The 12,165-nt window shown below is 69.6% G+C and carries 11 protein-coding genes; 5 read left to right on the top strand and 6 right to left on the bottom strand.

Going from position 1 to position 12,165, the window contains the following annotated elements:
* Window positions 1–9 precede the first annotated feature (9 nt).
* Window positions 10–594 carry a PaaI family thioesterase gene (locus ACZ1DY_RS02525; RefSeq protein ID WP_020633063.1) on the top strand — a complete coding sequence of 195 codons (585 nt, stop codon included), beginning with the start codon at window positions 10–12 and terminating at the stop codon, window positions 592–594.
* Between the two features lie 9 nt (window positions 595–603).
* On the opposite strand, the gene ACZ1DY_RS02520 is transcribed toward ACZ1DY_RS02525, so the two are convergent.
* Window positions 604–3,279 carry a tetratricopeptide repeat protein gene (locus tag ACZ1DY_RS02520; protein ID WP_257489436.1) on the bottom strand — a complete coding sequence of 892 codons (2,676 nt, stop codon included), beginning with the start codon at window positions 3,277–3,279 and terminating at the stop codon, window positions 604–606.
* A 134-nt stretch (window positions 3,280–3,413) separates the two neighbouring features.
* Here ACZ1DY_RS02520 and ACZ1DY_RS02515 point away from each other — a divergent pair, with 134 nt between their 5' ends.
* The 4 genes from ACZ1DY_RS02515 (at window position 3,414) to ACZ1DY_RS02500 (ending at window position 6,735) form a co-directional block, all read left to right on the top strand.
* Window positions 3,414–4,166, top strand: a complete 753-nt coding sequence (locus ACZ1DY_RS02515; protein ID WP_465483509.1) for an ESX secretion-associated protein EspG — start codon at window positions 3,414–3,416, stop codon at window positions 4,164–4,166.
* Between the two features lie 94 nt (window positions 4,167–4,260).
* Entirely contained in the window at window positions 4,261–4,677 is a 417-nt protein-coding gene (locus tag ACZ1DY_RS02510; RefSeq protein WP_465483508.1) for a hypothetical protein, read from the top strand.
* A gap of 11 nt (window positions 4,678–4,688) precedes the next feature.
* A complete protein-coding gene (locus ACZ1DY_RS02505) occupies window positions 4,689–5,234 on the top strand; it encodes a DUF3558 family protein (protein WP_465483507.1) in 546 nt (181 codons plus the stop codon).
* A gap of 19 nt (window positions 5,235–5,253) precedes the next feature.
* Window positions 5,254–6,735 (top strand): PPE domain-containing protein, encoded by a 1,482-nt coding sequence (locus tag ACZ1DY_RS02500; protein WP_465483506.1) that lies wholly within the window; start codon window positions 5,254–5,256, stop codon window positions 6,733–6,735.
* A gap of 43 nt (window positions 6,736–6,778) precedes the next feature.
* On the opposite strand, the gene ACZ1DY_RS02495 is transcribed toward ACZ1DY_RS02500, so the two are convergent.
* The 5 genes from ACZ1DY_RS02495 to ACZ1DY_RS02475 all read right to left on the bottom strand — a co-directional run bounded on the left by ACZ1DY_RS02495 (window position 6,779) and on the right by ACZ1DY_RS02475 (window position 12,114).
* Window positions 6,779–7,744, bottom strand: a complete 966-nt coding sequence (locus ACZ1DY_RS02495) for a glutamate ABC transporter substrate-binding protein (protein WP_465483505.1) — start codon at window positions 7,742–7,744, stop codon at window positions 6,779–6,781.
* Complete coding sequence (locus tag ACZ1DY_RS02490) at window positions 7,744–9,138, bottom strand: hypothetical protein (protein ID WP_257489442.1); 1,395 nt, start codon at window positions 9,136–9,138, stop codon at window positions 7,744–7,746. Before ACZ1DY_RS02490 ends, ACZ1DY_RS02495 begins: the two co-directional genes overlap by 1 nt.
* A gap of 137 nt (window positions 9,139–9,275) precedes the next feature.
* The gene (locus tag ACZ1DY_RS02485; RefSeq protein ID WP_257489445.1) at window positions 9,276–10,535 is read right to left on the bottom strand and encodes a GAF domain-containing protein; all 1,260 of its coding nucleotides are present in this window, start codon (window positions 10,533–10,535) and stop codon (window positions 9,276–9,278) included.
* A 72-nt stretch (window positions 10,536–10,607) separates the two neighbouring features.
* Window positions 10,608–11,480 carry an ATP-NAD kinase gene (locus ACZ1DY_RS02480; protein WP_465483504.1) on the bottom strand — a complete coding sequence of 291 codons (873 nt, stop codon included), beginning with the start codon at window positions 11,478–11,480 and terminating at the stop codon, window positions 10,608–10,610.
* A complete protein-coding gene (locus ACZ1DY_RS02475; RefSeq protein ID WP_465483503.1) occupies window positions 11,431–12,114 on the bottom strand; it encodes a DUF998 domain-containing protein in 684 nt (227 codons plus the stop codon). The genes ACZ1DY_RS02480 and ACZ1DY_RS02475 overlap by 50 nt, the downstream gene beginning before the upstream one ends.
* Window positions 12,115–12,165: the final 51 nt, after the last annotated feature.

Raw genomic sequence — 12,165 nt, 5'->3', positions numbered from 1 at the left:
CGTCTTTCCATGAGCCGTATCTCGCAGCCGTGGCCGCCGGTCGAAGTCGAACCGGCGACCGTCCACCCGAAAGCCCCGCAGCCGGGCAGTCACCTCGGCATCCACTTCGGTGAGTGTTTCGGGTGCGGCGACGAGATCGAGGCCGGGCTCCACCTGCATTCGACGGTGGGCGAAGGGACGACGGTGTACTCCAAGTTCACCGTCACCTCCGCCCACCAGGGTGCGCCCGGCCTCGCCCATGGCGGCCTGCTGGCCTGCGCCTTCGACGAGGCGCTCGGCGCGACCGTCGGCAACCTGCTGCGCCGCCCCGCCGTCACCGGGAAGCTGGAGACGGATTTCCTCCGGCCGGTTCCCGTCGGCTCGACCCTGTACATCGCCACGAAACTGGACGGCGTCGCCGGCCGGAAGATCTACGTGAGCGCCGACGGACGGCTCGACGCCGAAGACGGCCCGGTCGCGGTGCGCGCGCGGGCGCTGTTCGTACGGGTCGAATTCGAGCACTTCAGCACCCACGGGGATCCCGAGGCGCTGCAGAAGCTCGCCGCCGCGCACGAGAAGGCCAAGCGCGAACGCGAGTGGGACATCAACCCCTGAGCATTCGTGCTAGGTAAGGGTCCTCGGCCGGATCGCGTTCGCCTTGTCGACGAGCTCGACCCGCTGGTCGACCGACCCGGCCAACCGGGCCAACGTCCGATAGCAGCGCTCGAGCCCGAACCGCAGGTCTCGTTCCTCCAGGGCGCAGCCCAGCACCTTCGTCCCCGGCGTCGGCCGGTTCTGCGAGTTGAGCCAGCCGTAGGCCGCTTCGAGGACCTCCGCCGACAAACGCGTGCGACGTTCGGCGTCGAGCTGCAGCCGCTCCAGCCTGGTCGAGGCGTCGACGAGATCCCGCTCGGACACCATCACCGGGTCCTTGCCGCCGCCGTTGACCCTGGTCTTGATCTTGATCGCGGCCACCTGCGCGGCGACGTGATGCGACGACGACGCGGGGACGGCCTCGAGCACCTCGATGGCGCTCGCCCTGGCGCCCTGCGCGAGGTACACGCGAGCGAGGCCGAAGGCTGCGCTGACGTATGACCGGTCCGTTCGCCACACCAGCTCGTAGTAGCGCGCGGCGCCGAAGTAGTCGCCGACCCCCTCCGCGCTGACGGCCAAGGCCAGCTTCGGCGCGATCTCGCCGGGCAGGTCGTCGTACACCGCTCCGAACGCGACGTGCGCGACGCGGGACCGGCCACCCGCGAGCTCGATCAGCCCTCGGTACCAGTCGATCCGCCAGTCGTGCGGGAAACCGGCCTTGATCGCGAGGTACTGCGCGGCCTGCAGCTGCCGCTGGGCCTCGACCAGCTCACCGAGCTCGATCCGGGCGCGGACGATACGCAGCCGGACCTCGATCGACTCGCGCGGCGCCCCGGCCAGCGACTCGATCGCGCCCTTGGGATCGAGCGCGACCGTCGACGCGAGCACGCCCGCCGCCGGGTCGTCCGTGTCGACCTGCGGGATGGGCAGACCCGCGACCACCTCGCCGGCATCCGGCAGCGGCACGCTCCCGCCGTGCTCCGGGACGACCATGTCCACGCCGAACGTGCGGGTCTCCGGACCGAACACGGTCGACGCGCCGGGACGCGGCTTCCCGGTACCCAGCGCCATGATCTCGCGGAGCACACCGGTCAGCTGGTCGGCCATCTCCTCGGCCGCGATGAACCGGCGATCCGGGTCCGTATGCGTCGCGCGCTTCAGGAACCGGTAGTAGGAACCGAAGAGCGCGAACAGCGGGACGACGTCCGGGCCGGGCAGGGTCGTCTTGTACTTGGTGGTGTAGCCGGAGAATTCGAAACTGAGGACGGCGAGCGTGCGGCCGACCGTGTAGAGATCCGACGCCACCGAAGCGCCGTGTGTCGCCAATTCGGGCGCGCTGTAGCCGGTGGTGAAGAACAGCGGGCTCTCGTAGTCGTCGATGCGGCGGACCGCGCCGAGGTCGATCAGCTTGAGCTGTTCGTGCGTCTGGATGACGTTGTCGGGTTTGAGGTCGCAGTACAGCAGGTTCTGGCCGTGCAGGTAGCCCATGGCGGGCAGGATCTCGAGCCCGTAGGCGATCACCTGGCCGATCGGCAGCGGCTCCGGGCGCTTCGTCTCGCGGTGGTGCGCGAGCGCGAGCTGGCGCAGCGACTGGCCGCCGACGTACTCCATGACGATGTAGCCGACCGAGTTGCCGGTGTCGCCGTCCGGATGCTGCACGAAGTTGTGGATCTTGACGATGTTGGGATGCTCGACCTCGGCGAGGAACCGCTGCTCGTTGGCGGCGGCCGCCATCGCGGTGGCGTCACCGGTGTCGATCAGGCCCTTGAGGACGACCCAGCGATCGCTGACGTTGTGGTCCTGCGCGAGATAGATCCAGCCGAGGCCGCCGTACGCGAGCGCGCCGAGGACCTCGTACTGGCCGCCGACGATCTCGTTCGGCCGCAGCTTCGGGACGAAGGAGAACGGGTTCCCGCACTTCTCGCAGTTGCCCTCGGGCGGACCGGGCTTGCCGTCCTTGCCGCGGCCGACCTTGGCGCCGCAACTACCGCAGAAGCGCTTCTCCTCCGACACCATCGGGTTCTCGAGGACCGCTGACGCCGGGTCGCGGTACGGCACCTGCGGCACGTCGACGAGCCCGGCGCCGAGACGGCCACGGCGCGACGTGCGGGACGACGTGCGGCGCGCGGTGCCGGGGAACGAGCCGGTTCCGGTGCCGGTACCGGTGCCCCGGCTGCCCGATCCGGTACCTGTCCCGGTTCCGCGGCTCTCGCTGGAGCGTTCGGGGAGGACGCTTTCCGTGCCCGGGTCCGGAAGCGGCCCTGGTCCGCTGTCGACGCGCGGCGTCGGCGGCATGATGCTCTGCGTCTCCGGCGCCGGTGAGGCGAGGACGCTGGTCGGCTGCGGCGCGTCGGCGGGGGCCTGCCAGTCGGGGCGGACGACCTGCGTCTTCGGGCTCACCGGGGCCATGTCACCCGGCGGGCGCGTCGGGTCCTCGGCGCCGGGGATCGGCCGCTGCTGACCGCGCGGCGGAGTCCCCGGACGCTGGACGGGCGCGTGAATGGCCGTGCGCTCGGCGTCCTTCTCCGGCCGCGGCTCCTGCTTGGGCCGCGACGGCTCGGACAGATCGAGCCTGCCGGAAATGGACGGTTCGGGCGTTTCCCAGCGGACCGGCGCCGGCGGCGTCCAAGAGGCGGATTCCGCCTCACGGTCCGGCGTGGCGTCGTCCGGCGCTGCGTGCCGAGGACGGCGCGGCTCTTCCGACACTGGTACCTCCCGAAATCCCCGCGACGGCGTCATCACCGATCCTAGTGGTGAGCAGGCAGGTCGTGTCCGCGCCGGGTCGAACCCGCTACGGTGCGGTGGAGAACCGATTCAGCAGGTGATGAGGGGGAGGACCGGTGCCTGCGTCATTTTCGATGTCGATGGCCCAGCTCGACGTCGTACTCGAGGATCTCGGGCTCGGCAGATTCGTGCTGCCCTTCGAGATCCCGACCGTCGGGACCACCCTCTCCGAACGCGGGCGGCACTGCGAAGAGATCTGGGCCGGACTGGCCGATCGAGGCTTCGCGCGCGATCGCGAGCTGCTGCGCGACTACGACCAGACCCTCCGGCTCTGGGCCACCGGCGACTTCGTCCTCACCATGGAGGCGCACGAGGTCGAGCAGGACGCCGAGTACCTCTACCGGGGCGCCTGGAACAGCCGTCTGGGCGTCGTGAGCCAGCAACGCGGGTTCGACATCCTCTTCGAGCCGGTCTACCCCGAACAGGTGGTCGCGACCCTGCTCGGTTATCTGCCGTCACTGCAGCCGTTCCCCGCGCGGGTGACGACGTCCAGCACCCTCCCCCCGTCCAAGCGACCGGACGACCCGTTCGACGAAGACCCGGACAACCTGCGCCTGGGCGCCGCCGCCCACTTCTTCGAACACCCGCTCGCGCGACTGGGCACGGTCAGCGTCACCCTGCGCGACGACCGGGGCAAACCGCAGCAGAAGAGCGTCCAGTGGTTCGACAGCGTCCAGGGCCGCTTCATGCTCGCCACCGACCGCTTCCCCGACGGCGAAGTCCGCCGCACGTTCACCCCGACGAGTGGCTCTCACCTGGCACGATGGGTCCACGACCTGGTCGAAGCCGCCCGCGTCGGCAGCGCGTGATCCTCGCCGGAAGGCGGGCTTCGGGGCCGTTTCCGCTGATATCGTGATCTGACGAGCGCAACGAGTGACCGGGACTTGGTGCAGGGGAGAGACCATGACTGACGGCGCCGGCGGACCGCCGGGCAACTTCTCGAACATCCTGGGCGACTTCTCGGCGCAGGCCGATCGGATGGTGACGGCGGCGAAGGAAGGGCGGTTCGCGGTCAGCGAAGAGGCCGGGGAGGCGCTGAAGCGAGCGATCAACGACTACGTAACCGACTGGGCACACAACCAGATTCGGTTCCAACGCCTTACGGAAAAGCCCAAGCTGGGTACTGGCCCGTTCGCGCAGCAAGTTGGCCAGCACGCCGTCCTAGTGGCTGACGGCGACGACTTGTCCGCCAAGACTCAGCTTGACGCACTGCGAGACATCCTCAACCGCGCCGAAGAAGCAATCAACCTGGCTAAGTCCAAGTACTCGCAGCGAGACACCGCCAACGCCGACCAGCTGAATTCTCTCCAAAAGGACTGACAGAGACCGACATGATCACGAAATCCCGGACCTTGCTCGTCCTCTCTCTGTCGACTCTCCTTGCTGCAGGGCTTTCGGCTTGCTCAACGGAGAAACCCGGCAACGCCACACCTGTGCCAACTCAGCCCAGCCGAACATCGGAAAGCACTGCCCCAGCGAATGTTTTCGGGGAGCTGAAAGCCTGCGACTTGCTTGAACCGACGACTACGGCAAAAGGTTTCGACCCTCCTGCCGAGGAGACCTACGAGAGCGACAACGGGTGCGGCACGCGGAAGTATGGATTCGGTTCTGTGACCCTTTACCTCGTCACCGAGGCAGGAATCGATCAGCTGTCCCCCGGGCAGGGAACCAAGATTCCGACGAAGGTCGGCGAACGTGAAGCCGTGGAGATTCCTGGGGATGCGGGTAAACAAGCCTGCACAGTGGCGATCGCCGTCACCCCGAATGCCCGGATGACGGCATCGACCGGCCTGAACAAGGGAACCAACGAAGAAGCCTGCGCGCTGTCCAGGGAAATCGCCACGGCTGCTGAACCGAAACTGCCCAGAGGCAACTGACTACGGAACGGGAGGCACCATGGTCAACGTCGGCCAAGACGACTTCGACAGCAAGTTTTCGGCGATGGGCAACACCGGCCGGACGTACGAGGCCAAGCGGTACTCCGAAACGTACGAAGAGGTCAATGCCGGTCCCGGCGGCAACTCCGTCACGGCGCGACTGACGGCCGAAGCGAAGGCGGGGCAGTATTCGGCCGACCAGGCCGCGGCGCTGGCACAAGGCCAGCAATTCCGCGTCGGCCTCAACCCGTCGGAACAGCGCTACGAAGCCGTCTCGCACGGCGAGCTGAAGAACATGGTCACACAGGATCTCGATCCGAAAGACATCGACGAAAAGGGCGAGCTCTGGAACAACCAGGGCAACTCCCTGAACACCTTCAGCAACGCCGTCCGCGACGCGATCAGCAAAGAGGGCGAGCACTGGCAGGGCGACGGTGCCAAGTCGGTCACCGATTTCTTCGCCAACATCAGCAAGTGGGCCGACACCGCCGGCGATGGCGCGTATCTCGCGTCCAACCGGTTCTCCCAGTCCGCCGCCGCGGCCACCACCGCGAAGAACTCCATGCCCGAAGAGGTCCCCTTCGATCGCAACGCCGAGTACAAGAACGCCCTCAACCAGCTCGCGACGGGGAATCTCGCGGGTGCGGTGGACACGGTCGGCAACATTTCGGCCAAGCAGGAGCAGTCGTTCCAGGCACATCAGCAGGCCGCGCAGGTGATGCACACCTACGACCAGTCGCTCTTCGACGTCAACTCCAAGCAACCCACCTTCGCCCCACCGCCGGAAATGGGCGAGTCGACGACGGCGTCCGGGTTCTCCGGAGGTACGGAGGCCAGGGGCTTCAGCGGCGGGCCGGGTCCCAACAGCGGGCCTGGGCCGGGGATGCCCGGAACGGGTGGTCCGAACGCGCCGGCGCCTGGGATCACCACGGGTGGCGGGCATACCGGGGTGCCGGCGCCGGGGCAGCCGGTCGGCGGGCAGCAGCCGGGGACTTTCCGGCCTGGGCCGACGCCGGGGCTGGCGGCGCTCAACACGCCTGGTCCCAGCGGTCTCGGCCGGTTGGGCAGCGAGCAGTATCGCGGCAAGCCCGGCCGGACGACGAGCGGGCCGGGCGGTAGCGCGGCGAGCCGGTTGACCAGTGGTGGTGGAGGCGGCGGGTTCGGGCGCAACGGCGGCTCGGGCAACGTCGCCGAGCGGCTCGCGGGCGGCAAGGTTTCGGCCGGTGAAGCCGAAAAGCTCGCGGGCAAGGGCGGCGGGTCCGGGGCGGGCAAGCTGCCGGAGGAGCGGATCACCCGGGGTGGCGCGGCCGCCGCGGGCAAGACCGGCGGGCCTGGTGCGATGGGGGCAGGCGGTGCTCCCGGTGGCCGCGGCCAGAAGGAAGAGGACAAGGAAAAGAAGGCCCCGAACTACCTGCAGGAGGAAGACGCCGACGTCTTGTTCGGCGGCCACGACGGCGAAACGAAGCCGGTGCCGCCGGTGATCGGCGAGAAGTCCCCCTGAGCCGAAGCGGGCCGTTCGGGAGCGAATCCCGAACGGCCCGTTCTCACTTGTACTGGGCCGGAGGCGGCGTCCCGCCCTCGAGTTTGCTCCCGATCCATTTCGCGTAGCTCGTCTGCCACGCGCCACCGCGCACGTTCTCCAGCACGGCGTTCACGAACCGCACCATGTCCTCGTTCTCCTTCGGGACACCGATGCCGTAGTTCTCCTGGGTGAACCGTTCCCCCACGATCTTCAGCGTCGGGTCCTGCGCGAGCATCCCGGCGAGGATGACGTCGTCCGTCGACACGGCTTCGACCTGCTTCTGCTGCAGCATCACCAGGCAGTCCGACCAGTTGTCCACCGAGACCGGCACCGGTTTCGACGGATCCGCCGCGATCTTCGTCAGCGAGGTCGACGTCTTGGTCGCGCACACACGCCGCCCGCCGAGGTCCGACAGGTTCGCGACCTTCGAGCCGGATTCGACCAGGATCCGTTGCCCCGCCTGGTAATACGCGGTGGAGAAATTGACCTTCTTCAGCCGGCTGCAGGTGATGCTGTAGGTCCGCACCACGATGTCGACCTGCTTCTTCTCGAGCACATCTTCCCGCAGCTTCGACGGGATCGCGCGGAACTGGACGCGCCCTTCCGCACTGCCGAAGATCGCCTTCGCGATCTCGTTGACCATGTCGATGTCGAAGCCTTCGAGCTGGCCCGAGGTCGGATTCCGGAAACCGAACAGGAACGTCGTCTGGTCGACGCCCGCGACGAGTTTGCCCTTCTCCTTGATCTTCGCCATCGTCGAACCACTGGTGATCGACGTGCCGCTGGTCGGCCGCAGGCTGGCCAGCGGGTTGCAGCTCGTGTCGGTCGTTCCGCCGCCGCCGGCGTTGTCGGCACCGCCGACGTTCGCGGGAAGCGGCGGCGCGACCTCGCCGACGGGGGCCGGATCGACCGGTGTCCCCGCGCTGCCACAAGCCGTCGCCAGCACCAAGACCGCGCCGAGCACGGCCGTTCGCAGACCGTTCCGCATCACCGGTACTCCCTCAGCCGTTCACGGATTCCCAACGCGGCCCCTGCCGCCGCGATCAGCGCCAGTACCGCGATACCCGGCGCGAGCAGGGTCAGCGCGCGGTCGGCGCCGCGGGTGTCGTCGAGGAATTCCTGTCGTCCCACGTTGATCGCTGCCACCAGGTTCTCGTCGAGCCGCAGGAACGCCACAGCGGCGCCGTCCTTCAGGTCGTCACGGATGGCGGTGTCGACGGCGTCCTGATAGGAGCCGTCGTCGTCCTGCTTCCGCACCTGACCGTGTGCCTTGAACCAGGCCGACGCCGCTTGGATGGCCGCGTCCACCTTGTCCGCGGCCGCGCCGCCCGCGGCGAGACCGCGGGCCTCACCCAGCAGGCCGCCCTGGCCGTCCGTCCCGCCGAGTTGCCCGGCGAGATCGATGAAGTCCTTTTCGTACGCCGCGCCGTCACCCCGGGCGACGAGGGTCAGTGTTTCGTTGGCCCGCGCCTGCAGCGCCGCGATCCGGGCGCGAACGAGGACGTCCACCTGGTGCGAGCCGTCGTCTTCACCGCTGCCGACGAGGGAGCTCTGCACGATCAGCGCGGCCGCGCCCCACAGCAGGGCCACCACCACCGACACGGTCGCGACGACCAGCCCGACGTTCAGCAGCCGGTTGGTCTTCCGGGTCAGGTGCACCTGGGTGACGATCAACGCGGCGAGCAGGGCGAGCACCAAAGCCGTTGCCAGCCAAGGGAATCCGGTTGCGTCGTCCTGTTCGGCGGCGAGCCGGTCGGTGTCGGTGCGGTAGAGCTCCTGTGCGGCGGGAAGGATTTTCGACCGCATCAGCTCCGACGCCTCACGGAGATACGAGGCACCGACGGGGAAACCCTGCCGGTTGTAGGTGCGCGCGGTCTCGATCAGTCCTGTGTAGACGGGGATCTCGCGGCTGAGGATGTTGATCTGCTGGGCAGCCTCACCGACACCGGAGGAGTCCGATGCCGCCTTCGCCAGCGCCGCCCCGGCCTCCGCGATGTCGCGTTCGTACCGCTGGCGCATCGGGAGCGGCTCGGTGCCGATGGAGAGGAACGAGCTGGCCGCTGTCGCGTCGGCGTCCGAAAGCGCGCGGTAGACCTGCTGCGCGGCGGCGGCGAGCGGTTCGCGGTGGTCGATCAGGCCGTTGATCGTGTCCTTCTTGTCCTGCGCGGCCAGCGTGCCGAACAGGCCCGCGACCAGCGACAGCAGGACGAGCCCGATCGCGATCACCGACAGCCTGCCCGGTGTGGTCGCCGCGGACCGGACGATCGCGCGGATCCCGTTGCCCGGCAGTTCGAGCAGCCCGGCGATCCCTCCGCGACCTCCCGGCGCAGGGGGTGGCTCGGGGCTCCCCGGCGCCCCCGGCCGGGTCACTGTGCTCGTCATCGCCGATCCTCCCCATTGGCTCTACCCGCAAAGAAGGTATCCGAGTCGGGATCGGCGCAGCCAGTGACACCGGTGTGTGTCATCGGCACGTGATCTCCCGGCGGGGTGAAAGGCCTTTTTTCCCGGCCGTACCGCACTCAGGCGCGGACGGCGGGCGCGACCGAATGCGGGAGCACCTCACCGTCGGACGGCCGTTCGACCACGACCTCGACGTCGTCGCCGAACCGGTACGGCCTGGCCAGCAGGAACCCACCGAAATGCCGCCTCATCCTGGACATCTCCGCGCGGACGGTGACGGTCCGGCCGGCGTCGCCGAAGAGGTCGCGCGACAGTTCCGACGCCGACCTGCCTTCGCGATGCCGTGCGAGGACGTACAGCATCTCCGCGTGTCGCGGGCTCAGCCGATGCGACCAGGTTCCCGCCGCGCCCGAGACGCGGAGCGTGCTTTCCCGCGAAGACCTCAGATCGAGCACGACGCGCGTCGGCGGCGCGTCCTCCCCCTCGGTGAACCGGACGAGCCAGCCGCCGGGCAGCGGCTCCAGCAGGCATTCGCCGTAGGCCGGCAGCCAGGTGCGGCCGGGAGCGGCGTCGTTCGGCAGCGCGATCCGGCCGACCGGGACGAGACCGGCCGAGGCCGCGATCCAGCCGTGCGGGTCGGCGATGACCGCCCGGCCCTTCACCTTGGCGAGCAGCGGTGTGGCCAGACCGCGCAACCGTTCGAGCTCGGAGAGATGGCTGGTCCGCAGATGCGCTTCGGCGAGCTTCGCGACCGTATCGACCAGCGCGAGGGTCGTCGGGTGCACGGTGGAGGCCGGTCCGGAGAGGTCGACGACGCCGAGCAGCCTGCCGTCCCTCGGATCGTGCAGCGGCGCCGCGGCGCAGGTCCAATCGTGCTGGTTGCTGACGTAATGCTCGGCCGAGTAGACCTGGACCGGATGCCTGGCGACCAGCGCCGTGCCGATGGCGTTGGTGCCCGCGGCGCGCTCGTGCCAGTCGACCCCTTCGACGAAGCCGAGGCCGTCGGCGCGGCGGCGGACCGCGGTGCTGCCGTCGCGCCAGAGGACACGGCCGTCGGCGTCGACGACGGCCATGATGTGCGCGGCCTGCTCGGCGAGACTGATCAGGCCGCCGCGCAGAACGGGCAGGACGGCCGCGAGACCGCTTCCGCGGCGGCGGGTTTCCAGCTGGTCCGGGGTGAGCGCGGACGACGGCGAGCCGCGATCCGGGTCGAGGCCGAGACGTCGCATCCGCTGCCAGGACGCGCCGATGACCGCTCGCGGAGCACTCGGAAGCGTGGTCCCGGCGAGCGCCGCCTCACGCACCTCGGCGAGGGCGCGTGCGTGCCGCCGCGGGTCCGCGCCGACCGGCAGCGCCGCCTCCAGCTGCACCTGGCCCACTCCTTTGCTCTGTTCAGGCCAGTGTGCCCGGACGTCCCGGGGAGCGGAAGGTCTCTGTGACCTGGGCGCGGCTTACCCGGGGAAGGGTGCGTCCGCGAGGCGGGGCCTCGGCAGGACCTCGGCGGGCTTCCGGCCCAGCAGCAGCCCGGTCCGGGTGGCCTCGGCCATCACGGCGCGGACGTCGACGCACCACGGGCCGTCGGGCTTCAACTCCACGAAAGCGCTCTCTCCCGGCTTGAGCACGAAATGCGGTTGGCCGTCGAGCGCGATGGAGCCGCCGGCGGCGGCGAGGTCGACGCGGACCCCGGCGTGCAGCACGCTCCAGCCGCGGACACCCACCGCCCGGACCTCGCCGGGCGCGATCGGCGCCTGGACGACGTACGGCGTTTCGTCGACCGGCCCGAGCGAGACCGCGACACCGTCCACAGTGGACTTCGGGCTCGGGCACAGCCGCCCGGGGATACTCGACAGCCCGATCCCGTCCGGGACCGCGAACGTGCAGTACAGCTCGGTCAGCGACGCGGGATCCCACCGGCTCTCCGAGCACACGCTGACGTCGGTCAGCGCGATCTCCCGGCGGGCCTTCGTGACGACCTCGAGCACGGTCGCACGGTTCGTGACCAGGTCCGTGTCCACCTGATGGGTGGCCACCAGCCCGGCGGCGAGCCCGGCGACGGTGGATTCGTCGGCGCCTCCGGCAGGCAGCATCAGCAGCGGCACGTCACCGCAGGCGGCCGCGGCCGCGCGCATCATGGTCGCGGTGCCGAGGCAGATGATCACGCTCGCGCCCGCGTCCACCATCCGGCGGACGGTGCCGATGATCTTCCCCGCGTCGGTCCACACCATCACGCGGCCGACGCCGGCCACCCTCAGTGCCGAACGCAGGCCCTGGATGTCACGCTCCGAAGCGGGGTTCGCCACGATCCCCGCAACCGCTTCGCCCACATGTCCTCCGCTGCCGCGCCAAGTCACTACAAGGAAACGACGTCCGGGCCGCGAAAGAAAGAGTTGCACGAGGTTGCATCGCAAAGCCACCGCGGCGGGTGAGGGCGACCAGCAGCGCGAGTTCGAGGATCAGCAGGATCCGTTCGGCCAATCCGCTAACCGCGCGGGCGTCGACCAGGAACGTCGCGACGAAGACCACCAGGGCGGCCAATGCGGCGTAGGACGTCCGCCGGGCCGCCCCGAGGACCAGTCCTGCCAGCGGCAACGCGGCGAAAGCGACGAGCGCGGCGTGCCGGTGGATCGCGCCGTGCCAGGTCAGCGGCTGGTCCATCGGCTCCTGCGGGAACACCGCGAGCACGCACAGCGCGACACCGGACAAGGCGACGAGCCTGGCCGCCCACACCGCGCCGGACAGGCGGACGCCGCCCGCGATGGTCAGCGCGCCGAAGCCGACGGCCAGCATGGCGACCCCGACGAGCCGCGTGCCCTGGCCGACGTGGACGTACTCGCTGAAGGTGGTGGCGAGCGGGTCGACCGCGCCGGCGTTGACGATCTCGACATAGACCGCGACGACCAGCCCCGCCGCCAGCCAGGCGTACGCGGACAGCCTGATCAGCACTCTGATGTCGTTCATGGACCGAGCCTGACCGCGGGGCACCGTCCGGCACATCCCGCCCGGGCGAGC

The sequence above is a fragment of the Amycolatopsis sp. PSD-21 genome (genome assembly GCF_055561455.1).
This window is presented reverse-complemented; position numbering and strand designations above follow the sequence as displayed.